We start from the raw sequence: 22,726 nt of genomic DNA, 5'->3' as shown, positions 1-22,726 counted from the left end.
GGATCATAACCCATTCAAGGGGGGGAGCAGGCCCTGGTCTGCGAGCCCCTTGCATAGTGCCAGACAATCCGTTGCCACGTAATCTGCTCCAGCATCGGCCAGGGTTTCAGTGTTGATGCGTCCGCTTGCGACGCCAGCACTATGCGTGCCCATCAAACGCCCTGTTTCAATATCCATAGGGTGATCACCGACCATCAACGCTGCCCCGGGTGGACATTGCATCCGCTCGAGGGCAGCGCCCAGGTGGGCAGGGTCCGGCTTGACCCGGGTCACATCGTCACGGGTCAGCATCACATCCACATAGTCCGCTGCATCTGGAAACGCCACTGCCAAGGCGGGGGCGCAGTTTCGCGTTATGACACCCACCCCTATGCCGGCATTGCGTAACGCAGCAAGCAAGGGACGTGTGTAAGGGAACAATCCTCCGTTTGCAGCTGCCTCTACTTCCACTTCCCTGATGCTTGTTGCATTGGCGGCATTACGCAATGCAGCCGCCATGGCATGGCCGTCAGAGGCATTGCTGTTCAGGAGCTCTTGGGCAAGCTGCTCCACCCATTCCAACATCGGTATCCCCGGCGGGGCAGGGGGGTGTGGAAAGAACGTGGCAACTGTTGCAACCACATTTTGTTGCATCCTGGCAAAATCCAAGGTCAATGTTGCCAAAGTACCGTCGAAGTCAAAGACAACGGCCCGGTAGCGCAAGCTGGTATCGGATCCGGTGGAGATATGGCGAAAATCCGTCATTGTCAGTTTTGCTCCCGCCAGGGGCGTGCCACTTCTGGTACAATGATGGAGGAAGGGTAAAAGGCAGCGTACGCAAACCAGAACGCATGATAGGTAGGGTGGGGTTGCAGACTGCGTCCGAAATAGACGCCGGAGAGGCATTCGCCTTCCATGCTCCAGATCGAACGGGTTTGCTTGTCTCGAAGCTCTCCAGCAACCATCTCGAATGCCAACTCTTTGCCGTCAACTTCCCGGTTGTATATGCGCACCGTATCCAACTCTTGATCGTGTATGGCAACCAAAGAGAGCATGTTTGCCTGGAAATTAAGCGCCCCGGCCTCACGCACCGCATCCACACGGACGGCAAAGGGTTGGCCATCCGAGGACTGCACTGCTTGAATACGCTCTTTCGGGCGGAGACGTTTGTCCCAATACGTCAGGGGATAGACGATCATATCATCGTAATAATAGCTGCCCTGCAACCGGTAATTGCCATAGGGATCACGTCCGTAATTCCGGCTGAGCCCCGTCGTCCGGGAAAGAACCCTGGCCTCCGGGTATGCCTTTGAAGCCCTTTCAAAGGTGGTCCAGAGCAAAGGGAACCGATCCAGCTTCTCGCCCCTCAAGGGACCGTCGATGGCAGCGCCAAGTAATTGCGGCCACTGACTGTTTGTGGCGCGGTCGTAAAGCACGGCGTTGTCGTTCACCAGCAGGCCGGTGACACCGAAATTGGTGGTGTAGTCTCCCACACGGGAGCGGTATCCCACCAGGGATCCCGTTAACGGGCAGTATGTTATGGCCACGCGTTCACCCATGTCGGTGGTGTCGTTGACCACCTGATGCCAGACCATGATGCTGTGGGGGTAGATGCGAACATCTCGTTGCCCTGATGCGTTGACCCCGAAATCAGCAACAAAAACAACATCCTTGTCATCTTCCACAAGGGCCGCATTTGAGATGTCCACAAAAATGGGGGCATCGATGGATCTGATGGCATCAGGCGCCAGTCCCGTTTCCACAATATTCTCTTTCAACGTATTGAGGCGCCCCGTACTGAGGTCTGCGCCAAGGGGGTCGGGCAGGGTGAGTTCAATTTCGCCTTCGGCAGCCATACCCTGAAGCGCAGGCGCCAACACGCAAAACAGCAGGACAACCAGACCTGATAACCGCACAAAATGCGGGCGGATGCATGACATGGCTTGCAATTTCATGAGCACACCATACGGGGGGGAGCTGCCGGAATCAAGTGTCGTTCGTGGTGTGCGAATTCAAGAGCCCTGGAAACAAGCACGGTGGCAGCCGTTTATAAGGACGGACCAGAAGATATTTCCGGTGCGGCATCTTCAGGAGGGGTTGTTTCCACGCCGCATACCTCGAGCACAGCCTGTGCGGCGCGCAAGGGAGCGCCTGTTCGCCCCAGCAAGGGGTGCAGGCGTGCAAGTTCTTTGCGGATGGTTTCCAGCTTGGGTAGGTCTTCAAGCCAGCTAAGCGCCGCTTGCGCCAATATATGCCCGGAGGCATCCTGCTGCAGGTGTTCGGGGAAGACGCCCTTTTCTAAAATAAGATTGGGCAGGCTGATAAACGGGACCTTTACCACGCGTCTGGCCAAAGCAAAGGTGACTGGTGAAAGCTTGTAGGCCACGATGGTGGGGGTGCCCAAAAGAGCGGACTCCAGGGTTACCGTGCCAGAGGCGCAAAGCAGCATGGTGCTTTTACGCATCATTTCATAGCGTTTTTCGGGCTCCACGATTTCAAGGGGCAAATCCTCTGGCCATAATTCCCGGATGCGGGCTTCGGGAATGTTTGGCGCGCGTCCAACAGGAAAGCGCAGGCCGGGCATACGTTGTCCCATTTCCCGGGCGGCAAGGGCAAATTCAGGCAACAGGGATAGGATTTCTTTGCGTCTGCTGCCTGGAAGGATGCCGACCTGCATAGGGTCGGGGGAAATATCCGAGATGGCGCCCCAGTCTATGGCGTCAAGCAGGGGGTTGCCCACATATTGAACGGGAACGCTATAGCCGCGGTAGAAATCCACTTCAAAGGGGAGAATGCTGAGCATGCGCGTGACGTGCTCTTTTATGAAACGGGCGCGCCCTTTACGCCAGGCCCAAATTTTGGGGCTGATGTAATAGACCACCGGGATGTTCAAGGCGTTGGCCATGCGTACGATGCGGAAATTGAAGTCCGGGGAATCGATGCAAACAACCACGTCTGGCCTGGTACGTTGCAAATCCTTTTTCAGGCGACCCAGCAGCCGCAAAATTTTGGGAAGCTGTCCCAATACTTCGGTAAAGCCCATGACGGAAAGCTCGTCGATATGGGCGTATTGTTCTTGACCGGCAGCTCGCAGCTCGCTTCCCCCCATCCCAAGGATGGAGACGCCAGGCGCCAGGCGCAGGAGCGCATCAGCCAGCAGCCTGCCGTGCAGGTCTCCGGAGGCCTCGCCTGCATTGATCCAGATACGTGGGGCGGTCATGGCGCAACCTTATCGGGGAGACGCCGCCCCTGGCTGTTCCAGGTTTTTTGCGCTGCGTTTCGCTTCCTGTCTGGCCTGGCGGTACATATAGATACGGGTCAGCATGGCAACCGCCACCAGGGAAAAGAGCAGCCGAAACCACATGGTGCCCAGGGTGTTGGCGCCTATCAGGGTCATGAGCAGCGTATCTTCAATGAGCGCATGGGAAAGCCCCATCAATGTCATGGAGGCGAAAACATCCTTATGGGGCACGTGCCCCTGGCGCACTTCATGGATGATAAGCCCCCCGCCGTAGGCAATGCCCAGGGTCAAACCAATGACGGTGATTGTGGCGGCCTGGGGGCCAATGTGCATCAAACGCAGGATGGGGCGCAGCAGAAAGTTGATGAGGTCGGTTATGCGCAGGTGTTGCAGTACACGCATGACGCCCATGAGCACCAGCACAATGCAATAGATGCCGGCCAGGTTGCGCAGTTGGTGAAAGCCCCACACCAGCAGACTTTTTTCCTCAGGGCTGGGAGTAAAAAGCAGGGTGCTTTGCTCCTGCAGCAGGCCAAATTTGGAGAATATGAGGTTCAGGAGCACGCCAGCAAGCAGTGCGGAGCCGATGCGGATGGCGGCCTGAGCTTTGAAGCTGAGGCCGCACCCTTGTGCTATGCGCAATTCGAGAGGCATGTTGTGGGCGATGAGAATAACGGTCGCCAGCCCTGTGACCTGGGCAACAGACATGGGGGATATGTCCGGCAGCAGGGCAGCGTAGACCACAATGCCACTGTAAATGTTCGTAAGCAGCGAGGTGGCCCAGACAAGCCCGGTCTGGGCGGGCAGCCCCATGATTTCCATGATGGGTTCAAGGGGCAGGGCCAGGTAACTGATCAAGCCTAGTTCCTTGAGCACCTTGACCACAAGAATCACGGGCACCATGACCTTGAACAGTTCCATGCTGGCGCGGTTGGCGTCCTTGAACAGCGCAACGCAGGCACGGCCTAAGCGAGTCTGCCAGGAACTGGCAGAAGACTGAACTTCCACAAATCCTCCGAAAAAATGCAAACAGATTTCAGAAAACCGTGTTTTCTCAAAATCCGTGAATGTAGCGACTTATTGGTAGTGCGCTCTACAATAATTTTTACAATTGTCTCTTCCATAACGTATTGTCGGCGTACAATCGCTGCCAATGTCGTTACGAAACAGCACGTCGTACTTGGCTGTGCAGGCGTTGATGCAGTCCTGACGGCTGTCATACTCCTGATCAATGACATGAACATACTCATCGCAGATGGAAGGCTGGTCACCGCAGGAGTATCCACCGTCCATCATGCTCCCTGGAGAGAAGGTCAAACAGCGCCCTCTGAAAGAGGATTCAGTGATAACAGGACCTGCACAAGCGCTCAACGTCATCAGGACTATGCCTGTAAGCATACAAATAAACGGGAGAATTATTTTGTACACGTCGCTCTCCTTGGCCGCTTCATACGCGGCGATGTTTGCAATCCAAGCTGGATTGCCCTGAACACTTTTTTTGAGCCATAAGGCTCAATGATCCACCGTATTTTCTAATATGCTTTTTTTCATTGCTGCACCAGTGGGGAGATGGGGCAAAAGGGCTTATTTTCCCAAGGAAGGTCAGGATGTTTCTTTGTCCTGTTCTCTTATTTTTTGTTCTTCCATGGCCTGTCGCTCCGCATCGATGAGCTGGGGAAAGCGATCTTCCAGCATTCGCGTCAACACATGGGAATCCATGTCCAGTTGTCGCAGGTCGTTGTCCTGGCATTCGGCCAGCAGCGCCTTGAAGCCCTGCCGCGTCAGTTCGATGGTGTCTTCCGCGTCCATGAGTGAACGTTTGCGCTCCTGGTGGCGTTTGGGGTCGGATTCTGACGGAGGAAAAGGGAGATTCGACAGCTTGGCGTACACTTCCACAAGCCGCACCGCCCTGTTCAGGTTGGTTTGCAAAAAAGCCTGAGAGGCGGGCAACCGCATATCGTCAGGGTCTTCGACAAAATCCTTGAAAATTTCCCGCACCAGTTCCGCAGTTTCGCGGACCGTGCCAGCCACGCTTGCAGAGGGTATTTGCTGTGACAGTGCTTCAAAACGCTCTGCCGCAGTCGCCCCCTGCCGTATAAGCAGTTCCTGAGACGAGGGGGCGCTGTGTTGCGCCACAGCTCCCTCGGATTGCCCGGCTGAAAGTTTCTCGCGGTGTTGTTCCTCCAAAGAAGGCGTGATGGGTATGCGATCCCTGGCGAAAAAAAATGTCGCCACCCCAACAAGCAGGGCGATGAGCGGATGGATGCGCAAAAAGGGCAACACAACGGTGATGCCGGCTCCAAGGGCTGTGGCAACGATGGTTCTAGATTCCTTATCCATGGGACGCCTTTTTTGTTCTGAGCAGAGAAAATGCCAACCGCTCGGTATGCGTATCAATTTTTAAGATAGCATTGCCACCGTACTGCGGGCAAGGCGTAAACGGGACGTGAAAGTCACCCTGGACACAGAACTGTAACTTGCAAGTGTCTTGGTTTTGTGCATACAATTGGATATGTACAAACTTTCAATTTTGTAGCAAGTCCTGTCAGGAGAACCACACATGGGACAAAAACTCGTTTACCAGCCATCGCGGCATGAAGATTCTGGAAATACAGACGAATGCGCTCCTGAAGCCCTGGACGCGCCAGCTCCGAAAAAAGGAGTGCGCCCCAGGGGAGCCAGTCCACTGTATAAGCCGGTCAAAACACGGGTCACCATTCGTCTGGATGCGGATATTATCGAGACATTCAAGCATATGGCGGAAGAAACCAATGAGTCGCGGGGGTATCAGACGTTGATCAACCAGGCCCTGCGTGATTATTTGGTAAAGGTCGGCCGCAGCTAGCGCAGCAGGGCGTCCTAGTCTTCCTGGAGTTCCACGTATTGGAAGATATAATCTCTGAGCGCCTGAGCCCAGGGGCGGGGAGCTACTCCGGTCCAATGCGTGAATTTGTCCGTTGAAAGCACGGAATATTGCGGTCGCTTGGCTTTGGCCGGATACTCGTCAGTGGTAATGGCCGAAACGGAACAGCTCAAACCTGCCAGATTCACGGCTTCAGCAGCCAGTTCGCACCAACTTGCCTCGCCGCTGTTCACCACGTGGTAAACGCCCTGCGCATCCTTTGCCTGAAGCAAAGCGATGCTGTATTGGGCCAGATCCATTGTGTAGGTAGGGGAGCCGATCTGGTCATGCACCACGCCAAGCTGCTCGCGGTTTTTTGCCAGGGTGAGAATCGTTTTTACAAAATTCTTGCGGCCAGGGCCGAAAAGCCAGGCTGTGCGTATGATCAATGCACCGTTCAGACCTGACCGGAGCAGGGCGTTTTCTCCTGCAAGCTTTGTTTTGCCATAGACGCTAAGCGGGTTTGGCTCCTCGGAAAGTGTGTACGGCGTAGTGGAGCGACCGTCGAAGACAAAGTCCGTGCTGTAATGTACGAGCCGAAAGGGGATTTTTGCCGCGATGCCCCCTAGAGCTGCAGGCAGGTCCGCATTGAGCCGCTGGGCGGCCTCCGGCTCGTCTTCAGCGCGGTCCACCGCCGTGTAGGCAACGGCATTGAAGACCACGTCCGGTGCAATGGATGCTATGTAGTTCTCAAGGTTGGAAAAATCCAGGACGTCGGCGTCTTCTCTTCCGTGGAGGAGGGTTTCGTACCCGGCGGCGGCGAGTTTGCTGCCCAGCGCCTGCCCCAGCATCCCGTGGCGTCCTCCCAGAACCAGGGCTTTCACCTTGGGACCTGATGCCTCTTCGGACTTCATGGCTTGTGTCATCCTCGCTCTCCATACCATTGCTTCATAAATTCGAGGTAAGCGCCACTTTGCACATCGTGCAGCCAGGATGCATTCTCCTGGTACCAGGCCAGAGTCCGGGACATGCCTTCCGCAAAGTCCACGGAGGGCTCAAAACCCAACTCCCGACGAGCAAGCTCGAAATCCATGGCGTAGCGCCTGTCATGGCCAGGGCGGTCCGTAACGAAGCGAATCATGCTTTCGTCTTTGCCCAGGGTCCTCAGAATGGTCTTGACGACATCTATGTTTGTCTTTTCCGCGTTGCCGCCGAAATTATAGACCTTGCCTTCGCGCCCTTTGGTTAATGCCAGGTGCACACCGTGGCAATGATCGTCCACGTAAATCCAGTCGCGGACATTCATGCCGTCGCCGTACACGGGCAGGGGCTCGTCTGCAAGGGCCTTGAGAAACATGAGAGGGATGAGTTTTTCCGGAAATTGGTAGGGCCCGTAATTGTTTGAGCAGCGCGTGATGACAACGGGCAGGCCATAGGTCTTGAAGTAGGCGCGGGCCATGAGGTCTGCGCCGGCCTTGGAAGAGGAGTAGGGGCTGTTCGGAGCAAGGGGCGTTGTTTCCATGAATTTGCCCGTCGCACCCAGCGAACCGTATACCTCATCTGTAGAAACATGCACAAACCGCTGTATGTTCAACTTTCTGGCGGCTTCCAGCAGCACCTGGGTGCCGAGGACGTTGGTTGTCACAAAAGGAGAAGGATCATTGATGGAGCGGTCTACATGGGATTCCGCCGCAAAGTTGACCACGGCGTCAATGCGGTGCTCCTCCATGGCGCTTTGCACAGCCTCGGGGTCGGCTATGTCCGCATGCACGAAAAAATAACGCTCACCTTTATGTTGAGCCTCGATATCCTTGAGATTCATGGGGTTGCCGGCGTAGGTGAGCTTGTCCAGGTTCACTATCACCGTGTCCGGCTCTGTTTCGAAAATAGAGCGGATGTAATTGGTGCCAATGAAGCCACAACCACCGGTAACAAGAAGTCGCATAGTCATTTTTCTCCAAGACTGCCGTTCACGACAGCGAATTCACTTTCGCGACGTGTACCCTTGCGCGCGGAAGCGGTCAACTTGCGTGAAAATTGCTGGCAAACGGTCAGGCTGGGCACAGCCAGACAAACTGCCTGCGGCACGGTGAAATCTTGAGGTGTTCTTTTAATTTGCTGATTTTATGATATTTTAGTGGACAGGTCATAATGGAAAGAAAAAAATGCTTGCACCAGGGAACGTAAATCCATATGTTGCTCAGCGGGCGATTAACTCAGCGGTTAGAGTGCCATCTTCACACGGTGGAAGTCCCGAGTTCAAATCTCGGATCGCCCACCACGAAAAATAACAAACCCGGCCATTTAGCGCCGGGTTTTTTTGTGCCTGCAGCACGTTGCAAAAGAGACAAAAAAAAGGCCGGGATGCGCTTCCCGGCCTTTTGCGTGTCGATCAGTACAAACCTTTGAAGATGTATTCTTTTGGAGAACAAATACCCAGGGCACCGTGCGGCGACAGACTCTGTGCTAAATGGGTCAAGCCCTTGTTTGCTTTGTATGGTCGTCCCGTCACCAATGTCCCAGGCATAATAGTAGGTAATACTGCAGACGCTGTTGTCAAGGTTGAGGAGTAGTCTTCCATTGGCGGCTGCGGGGTGATTCCTGGTCTGTGCAAGGGCCCCTCTTTGTAACTTGTTTGTCATAAATCGTTGCTAGAGCATAATAGCTGTCCTGCGAATATTGATTTGGCAGGCCTATGTGCCCGCGCCACTGAAATGCTTTACATAGATGGGGGCCCTCGCGTGAATTTCCTTCTCCATGCCGCAACCATTCGTATCGTCACAATTATGCTTGTATTGTCGGTCCTTGTTCTTTGTTGGGGCTGCCAAGGGACGCCGGATGATCCTCTACGTATCGTTGCAGGCTCTGAAAGCAAGGAAATTGAGCATATTATCAAGGATGTTGCTGCGGATAACGGGTTTTCCGTGGAGATGCACTATCTCGGCTCGGTAGACATGATGCTTGACCTGCAGCAGAGCGATTTCGCCTTTGACGCAGTGCTGCCGGCAAACTCCATGTGGATACGACTCGGCGACAAGGAACTCCACAGAGTCGACGGGGAGGCATCGATCATGCGCTCCCCGGTTGTGCTGGGGGTAAAGCGCTCAAAGGCCGAGGAGCTGGGGTGGGTCGGCACGGATGTGAACGTGGAGGACATCCTTGCGGCTGTGCGCTCCGGGAAATTGGAATTCGCCATGACCTCTGCGACACAGTCCAATTCCGGCGCTTCTGCATACATGGGGCTGCTCTACGCCCTGGCGGGACAACCGGAAATGATGGGCCTGGAGGATCTGGAAAATCCCGAATTGCGGGAAAAGATCAAGGCGCTGTTTGGCGGTATAGAGCGCTCTTCAGGCAGCTCCGGGTGGTTGGAGGAAATGTTCCTGAAACGCTACGATCAGCTCGATGGCATGTTCAACTACGAATCCATGATTATTGCCGCCAACAGGGAACTTGTGGCGGCAGGCAAGGACCCCTTGTATGTCATTTATCCGACGGACGGGCTGGCCATTGCCGATTCCACACTGGGTTTTGTGAACAAACCTGGCAATGAAAAGAAGAAGGCCTGGTTCGAAAAGCTGCGTGATGGATTGCTCGCGCCGGAGGCGCAGGCGCAGATATTCAAGACGGGTTTTCGCACCGCGCTTATCGGCATGAATCCCGAAAGCGTGGATAAAAGCGTCTACAACCCGGAATGGGGTATCGACCTGGAACGGACCATCTCGCCAATCCCCTGGCCGCCGGCGGAAGTCATCAGCAAGGCGCTTTCCCTGTATCAGACGAGTTTCCGCAAGCCTTCTTTTACAGTATATTTGCTGGATGTGAGCGGCAGCATGAAAGGGAAGGGGCTTGCCGAAATGAAACAGGCCATGGCCGGGTTGTTGGATCAGCAGGCCGCTGGACGGTATCTGCTGCAGGCCTCGGAAAAGGACGTCACCGTGGTGATTCCCTTCAATGACCGCTATTTCAAGGAAGTCCGGGTGGATGGCAACTCTTCCGAACAGCTGGACAGCCTTCTCAAGGCCGTGGATGGCCTGGAAGCAGGGGGCGGTACCAACATTTATTTGCCCGTCATGCGCGCCATGGAAATCATGGCCGAAGAGGGAAGCAAGCTGAACAACTACCTCCCCTCAATCATTTTACTCACAGACGGGCGCTCCAACAATGGAAGCCTGGAAGAAGTCCAAAGGTATTGGCAACAAGTGAACGCCACCTTTGCTCTGCCGCCTGTCTTCGGCGTCACCTTTGGAAAGGCGGATGAACAGCAGCTTGACGAGCTTGCCGGCTATACCGTGGCCAGGGTTTTTGACGGGCGCAAGCGTGGGCTTGTGGGCGCTTTTCGTCAGGCAAAAGGCTACAACTAAGCGACAGTGCAGCCACTTTGGACAAATGAACATGAATTTCTTTCTGCGAAATGTGGAACTGGTAGCCGGCGTTGTCGGCGCAGCCGTAATGCTGGTGGGTACGCTGGTTGTTGGCGCGCCATGGTGGGGCAGTGTGGTTGTCGGCATTGCCGTGTTTGGGGGCATATTCCTTGTCGGCTCTTCCTGGATGGATATGCGGATTAGCAGCGAAGCCAGCAGCCTGGGCAAGGAGGACATGCTGCGCCGCATCAGAGTCGCCAGAAAAACGGTGGACGGTATCCAGCAGTTGGCGGCCAATGTTCCGGACAAGGAAATTCATGACCGTTTGTTGCGTGTAAGCGCCCTGGCTGACAAAATATTCGACAACTTTGAAGATGACCCTGGCGACATTGCAAAAGCCAGCCGCTTCCTGCTGTATCTTGACCGTTTTCTTCCCCTTATCGAAAAGTATGCAAAGCTCAGCTCCACCCCGCAGGGGCGTGAAATGTTGCAGAAATCAGGTGACGAAGAGGAATTCAAGGAGCTGCTGCAGGTTGTGGAAGAAGGTTTTGGCAAGGGATTTCAAAATTATCTGGAAAACGATGTGGTGGAGTTGCGCACGTTTGGCCGGGTGCTCAAGAAAATGATACGTGTTGCTGAGATAGGAAAATAGCTGCCTATGCACGTGAATCGGGACACAATATGAACAAGGCGAAAATTTTTGTCGGCCTTTTGTTGCTGGTGGGGGCGGCTGCTGCGTCCGCCTGGTTTGGATTGCAATCGGGAACCAAGCAGAAAGGGCCTGCTCCGGCCACCCTCACTGTCCGTTATGGAAGTGAAAAGAGCGGCCTGCTGCATGATCCTGAATTCATCTCCATTATGCAAGAACGCTATGGGCTGACCATTAATGGTGTAAAGATGGGCAGCCTGGAGATGAGCGAAGGAGGGCTGGACGGTGTGGACGGGCTCTGGCCTTCCAGCGAGCTGGCCGCTCTGGTCTTCAAGCGACGCCACCCGAGCGCCAATGGCAAGCAGCAGAACATCTTCAATACGCCTATTGTGTTTTATTCCTGGCCGGATATTGTGGACGCGCTGCAACAGGAAGGTGTGGTGCAGAAGCGCGGCAAGACCACTGTGGCGGATACTGCCGCATTTCTGCGTTTGATGGAGCAAGGGCGGCCCTGGAAAGAAATGGGGTTGCCGCGTCAGAATGGTGTTGTGAGCGTGCAGTCCACCGACCCTACCAAGAGCAATTCGGGATTTCTTATGGCCGGGCTCATGGCCGTAATCCTGAATGACGGCGCGGTGCCAGATACGGTGGCCTTGCAGGGCTTGCTCGGGCGTATCGACGCCGTCTACAAGCGCATGGGGTATATGGAAAATTCCACTGGTATCCTGTTTGACAAGTATATCAAGCAGGGGCAGGGGGCTTTTCCGGTTATAGCGGCTTACGAGAGTTTGATAATAGAATTTTATAAGGCGCACCCTGATTATCAGGAGCAGATCAAGAAATTGGTGCGTGTGGTATTGCCCGAGCCTACCGTGTGGAGTGAGCACCCTTATATAGCTTTGACTACTGCAGGCGAGCGCTTGCTGACGGCGCTGCAAGACCCCGAAATTCAGGAGCTGGCCTGGCAGCGCTATGGCTTTCGGTCCGGTGTCATGGGCATAGACAACGATCCGGCCATTCTGGCCGAGATAGGATTGCCAGAGCGCATCGAGTCGGTAACGCCTTTGCCTTCACCAGAGGTGATGGACGCCATTCTGCAGGAGCTTATGTAACCATTTCAGCTTCGGATGCGCGAACCAGTGACCGGCTTGCGTTTTGACTGCAAGAAAAGGGTTGCTGTTTCGTGTTTTGAGCAATAATACCAAGAGCACAAAATGGTTAGCATTTTGTTGCTCGCATGAAAAAAGCGGGCACGCCGAAGGCGAGCCAGCGGAAAATACCGTGGAAACGGGTTTAGAGACAAAAACTGCAGGCACAAAATCGAATGCATGCCGTCGGCGCGGCAACGGAGGGAGATGATGCAGAGCGATAACAAATCGGCCGAAGATGTGTTGGTGGAAGAACAGACTCCGGGCAGCGCTTTGCAGGTGCGCGAAGAGGATTTGCTGCCTGCCGTACTGGAGCCGCCCAAGGGTGCTTCCGAAGAGGAAGTGCGCAAGGCCGAGGACGACGCGCAAACGTTGCTGCAACTCATGCTCGATGGCAGTGAGGACCGTTCTTCCCTGCGCGCCGTTACCAATGTAGGGCATTCGGCGCAAACCCGCGCCGGCGAGGAATTCAAGCTGCTGCGCACCAGTCTGGGCAAGGTCATGGACCGCATGAAAGAGACCGGGCAGAGCACCAGCATTCCCACCGATCTTGAACGTCTGCGCCGGATCATGGACGACATTAATCCTTACCCTGCCATAGAGCAGATCAAAAAAGCCCGCACCGCCGGTTTCTTAAGCAGGCTTTTCAGCCGTGTGCCTGGGGTGGGAAAAGTGCTTTCCGATATTGCGCGCCGGTATGAATCCGTACAGGCCCAGGTGGATACGGTTATCCAATCCCTGGAAAGCGGTACGGACAAACTCCTCGAGAATAGCCTGGAGCTTGAAGAGCGATACAAGAATCTCAAGGTCCTGCAACAGAACGTAAAACTGGGCGCCTATGAATTGCAGGTGCTGTTGCGGAAAATCGAGGAGGCCAGACCAGCTGTTACCGAATCCGTCCAACAGCAATTTCTGGACGCCGCAGAGGCCAAAGCCATGCGTCGGTTGCAGAACCTGAAAGTCACTGAACATGCCTTTGCCCAGTTCTTTGTGACAATCAATACAACGCTGAACAATCACGAAAATCTGCGTGACGCAGTCCGCTCGATGATTGACCTTGTGCGGCCAGTGTTGGAAAATGGACTGGCGTTGCAGGTGGCCCAGCAGGACGAGAAAGAGATCGCCCGAGCGCTTGAGTCCACCCAGGACTACCTTGGCGGCTTGATGACCAGCATTGCCCAGGAATCCATGGACAACGCCGCTGAAGTGGCCAGAATCACGAACCAGCCGCTGATCAAATTTCAGGACTTGATCAAGGCCTACAAGATTCTGGCAACGCGCATGGAAGAGGCCAAGCAGATAGAATCGAATATGGTGCAGAATGCCCGGCAGAACATCACGGAACTCGAGAGCCTGACAAAGGCGTTGGAGGATGAAGCCGAAGCGCAGGAAGCCGGACGTGAGGCGGCGCGCAGCATCTGACCGATAAGCAAGGAAGATTGCAGACCATGAGATTGAGCTTCAATGCCCCGGTTTCGCTGGGGTTGACCCTAGGAGGATTGACCGTACTTGGGGTGGGCATGGTGGCCCCTGACCTGTTGCAGAACTGGTTCACCTCCCCCGCGCAATTGGGCAGTTTCGGGCCCGAAGTGGTGGTGCGTTGCCTGAGTTACGTACTTGGGCACAACTCCTGGCCTCATTTCATGGGGAACGCGTTGTTTATTCTGCTGGCTGGTCCGGCAGTGGAGGAGAAATACGGCTCGTGGACAACGCTGCTCTTCTGTCTGGCCACAGCCGCCATCACTGCCCTTATCAGTGCCCTCGTGTTTCATACCTCCATCATGGGTGCCAGCGGTCTTGCCTTCATGTTCATTGTGCTGAATTCCATCACCAATGTCAGGCAGGGCGAACTCCCGCTGACCTTCGTACTGGTGGCCGGCATTTTTCTGGGGCGCGAGGGCTTTGCCGTGTTTGCAGATGACAATGTTTCCCAGCTCGCACATATTCTCGGGGGCGCTCTTGGCGGTGCATTCGGCCTCATGAAAGGACGCAAAAAGCCGCAGCAGGATTAACAGGCGCTCCATCGCCGGTTGTTCTTATTCAGGAAAAAACAACGCGCCCGCAGATGTTTTCGTCTGTGGGCGCTTTTTTTGCATCTTGTCTAGGGGGCGCTCGTATGTTTGGCTGAGAAAAGCGCGCTGAACGCCCTGCAGTATTGCTATCTCAATGTATTTGATTCCATGGAAGTATGATTGCAAAAATGTATCACGCCACGTTTTCGTGCCTCACAAATTAGTAGGGCAGTACGTGCAGCATACCGGAGAAAAACAATGAAGACTTTGGATGAACTCATCTTTTCCGTTGGTCAGATGGGGCAGGACGACCGCCCTGAACCTGGTGACCTGGATTTGCTGTTGTATTCACCGTGTCCTGTGAAGTTGGCCGTGAAAGAGAAGCTGGACGCCGTGGCCGCCCTTTATGAAGAACAAGGGGACCCGGTCTCCATCCATATTCCCATGGGCTGTACTTCTGTGGATCCGTATGACCCGTTGCATCTGGAAAGTGATCCTGAACAATTGCCAGGGATTATCGCCTCCATCGGGTTTGGGGACTTTTTTCGCAAGGGGTTTTCCGAACGTTTTGTGAAGAAGGGGCAGTTTACAGCCGTCTTGCCTGAAAGCGTGCATCCGCTGCATGAAAAGACCGGCATCCTGGACCCAGAAGGTCATTACACCGTATACGCGCTCACCCCTTATATTTTGATGGTGGACACCAAGCGTCTGGGGGACGCACCGATGCCCACATGCTGGGACGACCTGATGGATCCCTGCTACAAAGGGCAGATCAACATGTGTGGCGATGGGGATGACATGGCCGACGCCGTGCTCATGAATTACTACAAAGATCACGGCATGGAAGGCATCAGGCGTTTTGCCGCCAATACAAAGTCGCTGCTGCATTCCTCACGCATGGGCAAATCCGGCGGTGCAGCGCACGCAGGGGGCATCTATATCCTGCCCTATTTTTTTGCAGAGACCTCCCAGCAGCCGGCGCACATGCAGGTTATCTGGCCCGAGGACGGGTGCGCAGCCAGCCCCATATATTTTCTGGCCAAACAGGATGCGCGCCCGCGGCTTGATCGTGTCTTGGACTTTTTCATCAAAGGGTTTGGCGAGATAGACAGCGCCCGATGGTTTCTCCCCCTTGGGGGGCCTTTGCCGCAGGAACTGCCCGCAGAGGCCAAAATCAAATGGGTTGGCTGGGATTTCATTTATGACAATCATATCACCGATATTCGTGATGAACTGAACAGCGTCTTCAGGGAACTGGTGCGGGTGGCGCCATGCGACTGATTACCGTTGCCGGCCCTCCGTCCTGCGGCAAAACATCCATATTGCTGCGCGCGTGCGCAACGCTCAAGGAACGGGGTGTTTCCTGCGCCGTCATCAAGTTCGATTGCCTGCAAACCAAGGATGACCACGCCTATGATGCGGCTGGGATTCCATCCACGGCTGTGCTTTCGGGCGGGCTTTGCCCGGACCATTTTTTTGCCACCAACCTGGAGGAGGCCTTTGACTGGGCCAAGGGCAAGGGCGCCGAGTGCTGTGTCATTGAGACGGCGGGGCTGTGCAACCGTTGCTCCCCCCATTTGCGGGGGGCGTTGGCGCTGTGTGTCATCGACAATCTCATGGGGATCGACGCCCCCGGCAAGATAGGCCCCATGCTTAAACTGGCCGACCTGGTTTTGGTGACAAAGGGCGATCTGGTGTCTCAGGCTGAGCGCGAAGTCTACCGTCACCGCATCCGTCAGATGAATGCGCGGGCGTTGATACGCCACATCAATGGGCTGACAGGGCAGGGGTGTGAGGAACTGGCGACTGTGCTGGCAAAGGCCCCTGATATACCTGAAGTGACGGATATGAAACTGCGTTTTGCCATGCCCGGCGCCATCTGCTCTTACTGTTTGAGCGAGACACGCATCGGCAGTCGCTACCAAAAGGGCAATGTACGTAAGGCGGCCTTCGGAGGTGCGCATGAATGATGCAAGCAGTGAAACCCGCGCTCTGGCGCTGGAAAGCCTGCGCGTTACGGCAGGGCACGACAAGTCCGGGACGCCTGGAGCGTGGGACGTGGAATTCAAGCCCGGGCGCATCACGGCCTTGCTCGGCCCCACAGGCGCCGGTAAAAGCCGTTTTCTTTATGACATTGAATCCCTGGCGGACAATGATACGCCTTCAGGTCGCTGTGTGTTTTTGGATGGCGAAAAGCCGGACCATGAACGCCGTTTTGAACTCCAGGGGCGTCTTGTGGCGCAATTGGCCCAGAACATGAACTTCGTACTGGACATGGGGGTGCGCGACTTCATCCAGACCCACGCTGCAAGCAGAGGGGTGGCGGACCCCGAAACCACCGCCGATCGCGTCATCGCTGCTGCAAATGACCTTGCAGGTGAATCCTTTGACCCGGGGACGCAACTGACCCAATTGTCCGGAGGGCAATCCCGCGCCCTGATGATAGCGGATACCGCGCTGTTGAGCTGGTCCCCCATACTGCTGATAGACGAGATTGAAAACGCGGGCGTGGATAAGCAACGCGCCCTGGATTTGTTGCTGAAAAGCGACAAGATAGTGGTCATAGCCACCCATGACCCTGTGCTGGCCCTCTCTGCAGACAGGCGACTTGTTTTCGGGCACGGGGTGGTGACAAATGTTTTGGAACGCACACAGGAAGAAGAGCAGTTGCTGGCCAGCCTTTTGGAAATGGAGGGGACCTTTTCCAGGATTCGTTCGCAACTGCGAAGGGGTGATGTTCTGGAAGGCTAGCTGCGGTGTGGCGTGCAGGTTTTGGATCAATATTCCGGGGGAGAATTTCTCCCCCGAAGGGCTGATTTTGAGTAACTCCTTACCCCAGTTTCATGCCAGGGGCGGTGGATGATATCTGCACAGCTTCCGGAGATTCTTCTGCGTCCCAGGAAACCTCCAGGCTGATCTTTTGTTTTTCCTTTTTGCGGGAAACCTTCATTTCAAACTGAACAACGCCAGCGGGGCATAGTTGCATGGTTTCCTGTCCAAGCTGCACAGAAATGGTACCGTTTTTCAGCGAGCAGGCCAGTTCTTCCAAGGTCGCCGCAGCTTGCTCCAGCGGCATCATGCTGTCCATTTTCAATTTGTCTTTGCCCATGGATTTTCTCCGTTGTGGTGCGCATGCATCAACTGAGATGCGCGCCTGGTTGGTTGCTGTCAGTGGCGTAATCGATTTCGGATGGATTCGCTAACAAGGCCTCGCGGACACATGAATTGCCACATACGCATTTGGCCGCTTTTTTAACGTCAGCCACCCGGGTCGAGAGCATTTCCATATTGAACGGTGGCGCGAAATCACAATCTATCACAGCTATTGAAAGCGACGTAAGGGGGAATTTGGACGTCTTGCCATCGCGCCCCTTGCCGACAATGTAACCACGTTCGAGATCTTCCTGACGGTAGAGCTGCGGTGTCTGGGCGGCAAAGTCATCCAGAGCTTTCTGGCAGATGCTTTCAGCTCTGGAGGGGTCTGCCAGGATCAGAAAATCATCGCCCCCAACGTGTCCTACAAAGTCTTCCCTGTCGCCTCTGGCGCCAACGGATTCAGCCAGCACCTTGGCTGTCAGCAGGATTATCCGGTCTCCGCGTTCAAATCCAAAAACGTCATTATAGACCTTGAAGTTATCCAGGTCCACATAGATCAGGCTGGTGGGTATGCGCTTGTGGGCACGGTTTTCAAGCTCTTTTTCTATACTCACGTTTCCGGGCAGTCCTGAAAGCGGGTTTGCGCCTTTGGCCAGCTCAACCTGGGTCTGGGCCAGGCTGTCCAGCATGCGTTGCACCGAGACGACGCCTTTGAGCTTTTCTCCCGAAATGACAATGATATCATCGTAAATTTTAGTGCTTTCACGTTCCATTGCCTTGCGAGCGACTTCCTCGGTGGGCAGTGAGGCGTCAACAATGAGCGGGGATACATCCATGATGCGCCCCACATCGCGATGGTGGTAGAGCGACATGCCGAACTGCGTGCTCAGGTGGCGGTCCATGGAGTATTGCATCAGCAAGCCCACTGGGCGGTTGCGCCGCAGCACGACCACGGAAGTCTGGGGCGGTTTGTCGGCAAGCATGGCCTTGACTTCGCGTACCGTGGTGCGTTCGTCCGTGGAGATGGTTTCCTTGGCCAGGTCGCTGATTGGCAGGGAGCACTTGAGGGCCTGGATACCTTCCTCGCTGAAGGCCGCATGGACGGGAATCGCGATGTTGCGAGTGCTCTTTTCCATGCAAGGGGGGGAGATGTAGTTGCCCTGCCCTCCGTATATGCCCATGGAAACCAGGGAACTAAGTTCCGTTTCCGTTTCAATACCCACGGCCACCACATTGGCGCCGATCTTCTCGGACATGTAGGCCAGGCTTTCCACCATGATGCGGTGAAAAGGGTTGGAGTCGATATTGCCGATGAGGGAAACGTCCACCTTGACGTAATCCGGGCGCAGCTGGGGGATGAAGCGCAGGCTTGATTGCCCCGTGCCCACGTCGTCGATGGCGACGTGAAACCCTTCGTGGCGAAATCCCTGCAGGGTGGAGGAGTAGTAGTTGATATCCTGCATGCGTTGGCGTTCGGTAAATTCAAGCACAACATTTTCCGGTGTCAGGCCGGAATCCCTCACTTCCTGTGCAACAGCCTTGGGCGTGAAATTGGGGTCGCTGAGGCTGGCGGGGTGCACGTTGATGAACAGGTACTGGTGATCTTCTATGGGACCGAGATGGCGCAAGGCCATGCGCCGGCAAAGGCGATCCAGCCTCAGGGCCTGGCCGTTTTCGTCTGCATAGCGGAAAAGCATCTCCGGCATGTGAAAGAAATTACCGTCCGGTCCGCGCATAAAGGCTTCCCAGCCCGTGACCCTGCCGTTCTCAAAGCAGATGACGGGTTGGTAGTGCATGTCTATGCGCTCGCTTTCGAGCAGCCAATGGAACTCGTCGTGCATGGGCAGGTAGTCGCATTCCTTGGGCTTTTGGGCCATGCCTTTGGCTTGGCAAAAAGCGCGGAAAAAGACTTCGTCGAAATTGTCCCTGCGCCATGATTCGATGTGGGAGTAACCGGCAAGAACATCCACCGGCTTGGGCAAAGAAGCGCTCAGCGTGACGTTGATACGCTCGTTGACTTGCAGCCGGAAAAGGTGGGTGGCATTGGCAAACGCTGTAAAATCATCAGTGATTTCAAAAAAAATGACAATACTGCTGAAGCCCACATGCATGGAAAAAAGCACTTTGGCGTGATGAAAAAACTGGGGGATGAGTTTGACGGCTTCGAACTCGAGGCAGTCCAGAAGCTGCAAGCCAATTATTTCACTGGAGCCGGTGGGCAGGTGGTAGAAATCCCGGATTTCCAGCGTGGTCAGCCCGATGTGGGCCTTGCCGTACAGCATGCGCAGGCGGCGTGCATCTTGCTCGTCCAGGAATTGCAACGGTGAGCGAGTATAATCGATATTTTCGTTATTTTCTGTGAAGTAATTGAGTTTTTTAGAGATATACTTCTTGAGTCCCGACATCGCTGCACCCGAGTGTTGGCTTGTCAGCCGCACCCCTGGTTAATTGGTTGAAATCCCGGAGATTGATCTGGCGGGGACAGCAAAAAGCTAGGATAGTTACGTTACAGACGTATGACGATAATGGTAGTTTTTTAAGCATCAACCTTTTAGTTTGTATTTACAGCTTTTTTTGCAGGTCTTGCATACAAGAATGCCCCAACTAGTGCAGTAAAAGGCGCCACAGTGACCAGACCAAAACTACCCACCAGGGTTTTGACCACCTCTGCGGCCACGTAAACCATATTGAACAGGTTGGCCAAAGGTACGCCCTGGGCCATGAACGCCATAAGCAGCGTTATGTACCCGCCTGAGTATGCAAGGAGCAGGGTGGTGGTCATGGTGCCGACCACGGCGCGCCCGACGCGTATGCCCGAGAGGAAGATTTCCCAGCGCCCCAGTCCGGGGTTGGAGCGGACTACCTCTTGCTGGCTGGCTGCAACGTCCATGGCCAGGTCCATTACCGCGCCCGAGGCGGCGAGAAATATGGCGGCGACAAAAAGCCCCTTGAGGTCAAGGTGCCCGTACCCGGAGTAGAGCATGGTCTCGGCAAAGGGGAGCACCGCGCCGTGGAGGTGCAGCGCATCGGTGAAGAAAATCGCCAGCAGGCAGGACGTGAGTACGCCGAGAAAGGCGCCGAGAAAGGAAACCAGACCCAGCCGGCTGAGCCCCGCCACCAGAAAAATGATGACCGCGGTAAGCGTTGCCGAAACCCCCAGGGTCAGCCAGACAGGGTTATACCCTTCCAGCATCATGGGTACTTCTACCTTCCAGAGAAACAGAGCGGCAAAAAGAAAGGAAAGCAGCGCCTTGACTCCAGTCCACCCTCCGAATGCCAGCAACAGCAGGGCAAACAGGCCGAGTAGCGTCAGTTCCAGGCCAAGGCGGTAATGGTCTTGCGGATTAACATAGACGATCTCCCCGTCGCCATTCAAACTAAGGACCACAAGAGCATAATCGCCGGGGGTGAAAATTTTGTCTTTGTCCATCTGCCCCAGCAGGTTGTTCATCCCGGTGACGACTTTTCCTTCGAAGGGGCCTCCCAGCAACTCGAGGGTGACGCTCTGTTCGCCTTGTTTGACGATACCAAAGGTCTGCACTTCGCTGTTGTCTACGTCCAGAACCTTGCCTTTGCAGCGTACGGCATTGGTATGCACCAGTTGCTCGAATCCCGTCTCCAGAAAAGATAGCGCAACAGTTAGGACCAGGAAGCATATGACAAGAGTGATGTCACGACGATTGCTGCCACCGGGGATATCCATGAAAAAGCTCCTTATAAGATTAGAGGCGGCGCACCTTTTTCAAGGCAGCGCCGCCCCTGGCATCTAGTCGAAGAGAGGTAAGGGGTTATTTGGAGGCGACTTTCGCAGATTCATTGGCGGCGTGGACCACGGGGTCAACACCAATGATGGAGTACATTTTCAGAGCTACATCGGTGTTGTCGTAGTAGCCGTTGAAGCTGTCTGCGCCAACGCCCATCGCGGTGGTGCCAACGGGCACACCGGTGTGCTTGTAGGAGGTCCAACCCAGGCCGGCCTTCTGGTTCAGAATGTGCGTCAGGGTTACGGACAGGGGGTTGTAACCACCGTACAGCAGGTAGGTTTCTTCGTTGTCGGACTTCTCAGCCTCACCGGCCTTGGCGCGATCAAAGGCGGCTTCGATCTGCTTCACCTGGAAAGGAGCCAGGACCATGGGATCGGCCTTGGCATCGCCTTCGAACTTCAGACCAAAGTTTTCAGTGATCAAGGGCTTGAGAGCATTGAAATCACCTTTGAAGTTCTTGAATACGTCGTCGTCCCACTTTACGTAGGATATCTTCTGGTTGCCCAGGACGTTGAAGTAGGTTTCGTATTCAGTGCCGGCAAAGCCGATGGTCAGGCCGCCGCATTCGTGGTCGCCGGTGACGACGATCAGGGTTTCGTCAGGGTGTTTTTCAGCAAATGCAACAGCCTTGGCGATGGACTGGTCAAAAGCCATGGTGTTGGTCACGGCGGAGGTAGCGTCGTTGGCGTGGCAGGCCCAGTCGATTTTGCCGCCTTCAACCATCAGGAAGAAGCCCTTGTCGTTGTCCAGCATTTCAATGGCCTTGCCAGTGAACTCAGGCAGGGTGATGTCATTGTCGGTCATATCGATGGCGTAAGGCAGGGCGCCGCTGTCTTGCAGCCAGGAGTTCCAGGCAACAACCTTGCCATCAGCCGGAGTCAGCGCCATGAACTCTTCTTTATCGGTTACGAATTTGTAGCCGTTTTCTTTACCCTTGGCCACGGCATCGCCCAGGGTCTTGGCGTCAGGGTTCTTTTTCAGAATGCGCTTGCCTTCGGGGTCTTTCATGCCGCCACCGCCGAAAAAGTCAAAACCGCTTTCAACAAGCGCGTGGTCGATTTGATGGTACATGCTGCGCTTGGGCACGTGGGCGTAGAAGGCAGCTGGGGTTGCGTGGTCGATGGATACGCTGGAAATAATACCGACCTTTTTGCCTTGCTCCTTGGCCAGTTCAGCAATGGTCTTCACAACGGTTTGGTCAGGCTTCATGCCGATCATGCCGATGTTGGTCTTCTGGCCGCTGGCCAGAGCCGTGGCGGACGCGGCAGAACCGGTGATGAAGCGGTCAGCAGCGTAGGTGGTGGTTACGCCCTGGGCGGGAAAAGAATCCATGACCAGTGTTTTGCCCTGAAATTGTTCGGCAGCGGTCTTTTGGGGAAAGCCCATTCCATCGCCAATGAACAGGAAAACGTATTTCGCGGGCTGTCCTTTGTAGAGGGTTGTTTTGGCTTGTGCAATGCCTTGGCCGATGAGCAGCAGACCGGCAACCGCAAATGCGGAGACGGCGAGCTTGAAATTCTTGCCAATACGCATGGTTTGAGTCCTCCTTCCTTGCATGCATGAACTTACGGGTTTGCCAATATTGCGGTCAAGATGACCGGTACACAGGCAGTAGTGACAAATGCTTGGTG

Annotated in this window: 21 protein-coding genes and 1 tRNA gene; 10 read left to right on the top strand and 12 right to left on the bottom strand. The window is 55.0% G+C overall.

The genetic code is table 11. The annotated features are described in order from the left end of the window. Positions 1 to 3: 3 nt before the first annotated feature. The 6 genes from ACZ5EH_RS22270 to ACZ5EH_RS22245 form a co-directional block, all read right to left on the bottom strand. Entirely contained in the window at positions 4 to 744 is a 741-nt protein-coding gene (locus tag ACZ5EH_RS22270; RefSeq protein ID WP_464276048.1) for an HAD family hydrolase, read from the bottom strand. A gap of 2 nt (positions 745 to 746) precedes the next feature. Continuing rightward, complete coding sequence (locus ACZ5EH_RS22265; protein ID WP_464276047.1) at positions 747 to 1,934, bottom strand: DUF3179 domain-containing protein; 1,188 nt, start codon at positions 1,932 to 1,934, stop codon at positions 747 to 749. Between the two features lie 92 nt (positions 1,935 to 2,026). Next, entirely contained in the window at positions 2,027 to 3,199 is a 1,173-nt protein-coding gene (lpxB, locus tag ACZ5EH_RS22260; RefSeq protein ID WP_464276046.1) for a lipid-A-disaccharide synthase, read from the bottom strand. A 9-nt stretch (positions 3,200 to 3,208) separates the two neighbouring features. Beyond that, positions 3,209 to 4,228 carry a hypothetical protein gene (locus ACZ5EH_RS22255; RefSeq protein WP_464276045.1) on the bottom strand — a complete coding sequence of 340 codons (1,020 nt, stop codon included), beginning with the start codon at positions 4,226 to 4,228 and terminating at the stop codon, positions 3,209 to 3,211. A gap of 69 nt (positions 4,229 to 4,297) precedes the next feature. Beyond that, positions 4,298 to 4,648, bottom strand: a complete 351-nt coding sequence (locus ACZ5EH_RS22250) for a hypothetical protein (protein WP_464276044.1) — start codon at positions 4,646 to 4,648, stop codon at positions 4,298 to 4,300. Positions 4,649 to 4,822: 174 nt separating this feature from the next. Continuing rightward, a complete protein-coding gene (locus ACZ5EH_RS22245; RefSeq protein ID WP_464276043.1) occupies positions 4,823 to 5,560 on the bottom strand; it encodes a 5-bromo-4-chloroindolyl phosphate hydrolysis family protein in 738 nt (245 codons plus the stop codon). A gap of 220 nt (positions 5,561 to 5,780) precedes the next feature. Here ACZ5EH_RS22245 and ACZ5EH_RS22240 point away from each other — a divergent pair, with 220 nt between their 5' ends. Next, positions 5,781 to 6,065 carry a BrnA antitoxin family protein gene (locus ACZ5EH_RS22240; protein ID WP_464276042.1) on the top strand — a complete coding sequence of 95 codons (285 nt, stop codon included), beginning with the start codon at positions 5,781 to 5,783 and terminating at the stop codon, positions 6,063 to 6,065. Positions 6,066 to 6,079: 14 nt separating this feature from the next. On the opposite strand, the gene rfbD is transcribed toward ACZ5EH_RS22240, so the two are convergent. Together rfbD and rfbB are read right to left on the bottom strand one after the other, a co-directional pair. Beyond that, complete coding sequence (rfbD, locus tag ACZ5EH_RS22235; RefSeq protein ID WP_464276041.1) at positions 6,080 to 6,988, bottom strand: dTDP-4-dehydrorhamnose reductase; 909 nt, start codon at positions 6,986 to 6,988, stop codon at positions 6,080 to 6,082. After that, a complete protein-coding gene (gene rfbB / locus ACZ5EH_RS22230; protein WP_464278349.1) occupies positions 6,985 to 8,007 on the bottom strand; it encodes a dTDP-glucose 4,6-dehydratase in 1,023 nt (340 codons plus the stop codon). Before rfbB ends, rfbD begins: the two co-directional genes overlap by 4 nt. A 260-nt stretch (positions 8,008 to 8,267) precedes the next feature. Here rfbB and ACZ5EH_RS22225 point away from each other — a divergent pair. From ACZ5EH_RS22225 to ACZ5EH_RS22185, 9 genes are all read left to right on the top strand, one after another. Beyond that, a tRNA-Val gene (locus ACZ5EH_RS22225) sits at positions 8,268 to 8,343 on the top strand. A 460-nt stretch (positions 8,344 to 8,803) separates the two neighbouring features. Then, positions 8,804 to 10,426, top strand: a complete 1,623-nt coding sequence (locus tag ACZ5EH_RS22220) for a vWA domain-containing protein (RefSeq protein WP_464276040.1) — start codon at positions 8,804 to 8,806, stop codon at positions 10,424 to 10,426. Between the two features lie 31 nt (positions 10,427 to 10,457). Then, positions 10,458 to 11,078: a 5-bromo-4-chloroindolyl phosphate hydrolysis family protein gene (locus tag ACZ5EH_RS22215; RefSeq protein ID WP_464276039.1), complete on the top strand. Its 621-nt coding sequence runs from the start codon at positions 10,458 to 10,460 to the stop codon at positions 11,076 to 11,078. 29 nt (positions 11,079 to 11,107) lie between these two features. Next, positions 11,108 to 12,187 (top strand): hypothetical protein, encoded by a 1,080-nt coding sequence (locus ACZ5EH_RS22210; RefSeq protein ID WP_464276038.1) that lies wholly within the window; start codon positions 11,108 to 11,110, stop codon positions 12,185 to 12,187. 243 nt (positions 12,188 to 12,430) lie between these two features. Beyond that, positions 12,431 to 13,645 carry a toxic anion resistance protein gene (locus tag ACZ5EH_RS22205; protein ID WP_464276037.1) on the top strand — a complete coding sequence of 405 codons (1,215 nt, stop codon included), beginning with the start codon at positions 12,431 to 12,433 and terminating at the stop codon, positions 13,643 to 13,645. 26 nt (positions 13,646 to 13,671) lie between these two features. After that, positions 13,672 to 14,235 carry a rhomboid family intramembrane serine protease gene (locus ACZ5EH_RS22200; protein ID WP_464276036.1) on the top strand — a complete coding sequence of 188 codons (564 nt, stop codon included), beginning with the start codon at positions 13,672 to 13,674 and terminating at the stop codon, positions 14,233 to 14,235. 258 nt (positions 14,236 to 14,493) lie between these two features. Further along, entirely contained in the window at positions 14,494 to 15,516 is a 1,023-nt protein-coding gene (locus ACZ5EH_RS22195) for an ABC transporter substrate-binding protein (RefSeq protein ID WP_464276035.1), read from the top strand. Then, on the top strand, positions 15,507 to 16,205 hold the full coding sequence (locus ACZ5EH_RS22190; protein WP_464276034.1) for a GTP-binding protein: 699 nt from the start codon (positions 15,507 to 15,509) through the stop codon (positions 16,203 to 16,205). Before ACZ5EH_RS22195 ends, ACZ5EH_RS22190 begins: the two co-directional genes overlap by 10 nt. Next, entirely contained in the window at positions 16,198 to 16,986 is a 789-nt protein-coding gene (locus tag ACZ5EH_RS22185; protein WP_464276033.1) for an ATP-binding cassette domain-containing protein, read from the top strand. The genes ACZ5EH_RS22190 and ACZ5EH_RS22185 overlap by 8 nt, the downstream gene beginning before the upstream one ends. A 79-nt stretch (positions 16,987 to 17,065) precedes the next feature. Here the strand turns inward: ACZ5EH_RS22185 and ACZ5EH_RS22180 are convergent, their stop codons facing one another. The 4 genes from ACZ5EH_RS22180 to ACZ5EH_RS22165 form a co-directional block, all read right to left on the bottom strand. Beyond that, positions 17,066 to 17,344: an amphi-Trp domain-containing protein gene (locus ACZ5EH_RS22180; RefSeq protein WP_464276032.1), complete on the bottom strand. Its 279-nt coding sequence runs from the start codon at positions 17,342 to 17,344 to the stop codon at positions 17,066 to 17,068. 28 nt (positions 17,345 to 17,372) lie between these two features. Next, positions 17,373 to 19,736 (bottom strand): EAL domain-containing protein, encoded by a 2,364-nt coding sequence (locus ACZ5EH_RS22175; protein WP_464276031.1) that lies wholly within the window; start codon positions 19,734 to 19,736, stop codon positions 17,373 to 17,375. Positions 19,737 to 19,882: 146 nt separating this feature from the next. Next, entirely contained in the window at positions 19,883 to 21,034 is a 1,152-nt protein-coding gene (locus ACZ5EH_RS22170; RefSeq protein ID WP_464276030.1) for a YibE/F family protein, read from the bottom strand. Between the two features lie 85 nt (positions 21,035 to 21,119). Further along, the gene (locus ACZ5EH_RS22165; protein ID WP_464276029.1) at positions 21,120 to 22,628 is read right to left on the bottom strand and encodes an alkaline phosphatase; all 1,509 of its coding nucleotides are present in this window, start codon (positions 22,626 to 22,628) and stop codon (positions 21,120 to 21,122) included. Positions 22,629 to 22,726: the final 98 nt, after the last annotated feature.

The organism is Desulfovibrio biadhensis, assembly GCF_055388615.1.
This window is presented reverse-complemented; position numbering and strand designations above follow the sequence as displayed.

Bases quoted from the DNA above. Each gene is read 5' to 3' on its own strand.
- ACZ5EH_RS22270 (WP_464276048.1), bottom strand. From the start codon at position 744: ATGACGGATTTTCGCCATATCTCCACCGGATCCGATACCAGCTTGCGC.
- ACZ5EH_RS22265 (WP_464276047.1), bottom strand. From the start codon at position 1,934: ATGAAATTGCAAGCCATGTCATGCATCCGCCCGCATTTTGTGCGGTTA.
- lpxB (WP_464276046.1), bottom strand. From the start codon at position 3,199: ATGACCGCCCCACGTATCTGGATCAATGCAGGCGAGGCCTCCGGAGAC.
- ACZ5EH_RS22245 (WP_464276043.1), bottom strand. From the start codon at position 5,560: ATGGATAAGGAATCTAGAACCATCGTTGCCACAGCCCTTGGAGCCGGC.
- ACZ5EH_RS22240 (WP_464276042.1), top strand. From the start codon at position 5,781: ATGGGACAAAAACTCGTTTACCAGCCATCGCGGCATGAAGATTCTGGA.
- rfbD (WP_464276041.1), bottom strand. From the start codon at position 6,988: ATGACACAAGCCATGAAGTCCGAAGAGGCATCAGGTCCCAAGGTGAAA.
- rfbB (WP_464278349.1), bottom strand. From the start codon at position 8,007: ATGCGACTTCTTGTTACCGGTGGTTGTGGCTTCATTGGCACCAATTAC.
- ACZ5EH_RS22215 (WP_464276039.1), top strand. From the start codon at position 10,458: ATGAATTTCTTTCTGCGAAATGTGGAACTGGTAGCCGGCGTTGTCGGC.
- ACZ5EH_RS22210 (WP_464276038.1), top strand. From the start codon at position 11,108: ATGAACAAGGCGAAAATTTTTGTCGGCCTTTTGTTGCTGGTGGGGGCG.
- ACZ5EH_RS22205 (WP_464276037.1), top strand. From the start codon at position 12,431: ATGATGCAGAGCGATAACAAATCGGCCGAAGATGTGTTGGTGGAAGAA.
- ACZ5EH_RS22200 (WP_464276036.1), top strand. From the start codon at position 13,672: ATGAGATTGAGCTTCAATGCCCCGGTTTCGCTGGGGTTGACCCTAGGA.
- ACZ5EH_RS22195 (WP_464276035.1), top strand. From the start codon at position 14,494: ATGAAGACTTTGGATGAACTCATCTTTTCCGTTGGTCAGATGGGGCAG.
- ACZ5EH_RS22190 (WP_464276034.1), top strand. From the start codon at position 15,507: ATGCGACTGATTACCGTTGCCGGCCCTCCGTCCTGCGGCAAAACATCC.
- ACZ5EH_RS22185 (WP_464276033.1), top strand. From the start codon at position 16,198: ATGAATGATGCAAGCAGTGAAACCCGCGCTCTGGCGCTGGAAAGCCTG.
- ACZ5EH_RS22180 (WP_464276032.1), bottom strand. From the start codon at position 17,344: ATGGGCAAAGACAAATTGAAAATGGACAGCATGATGCCGCTGGAGCAA.
- ACZ5EH_RS22175 (WP_464276031.1), bottom strand. From the start codon at position 19,736: ATGTCGGGACTCAAGAAGTATATCTCTAAAAAACTCAATTACTTCACA.
- ACZ5EH_RS22170 (WP_464276030.1), bottom strand. From the start codon at position 21,034: ATGGATATCCCCGGTGGCAGCAATCGTCGTGACATCACTCTTGTCATA.
- ACZ5EH_RS22165 (WP_464276029.1), bottom strand. From the start codon at position 22,628: ATGCGTATTGGCAAGAATTTCAAGCTCGCCGTCTCCGCATTTGCGGTT.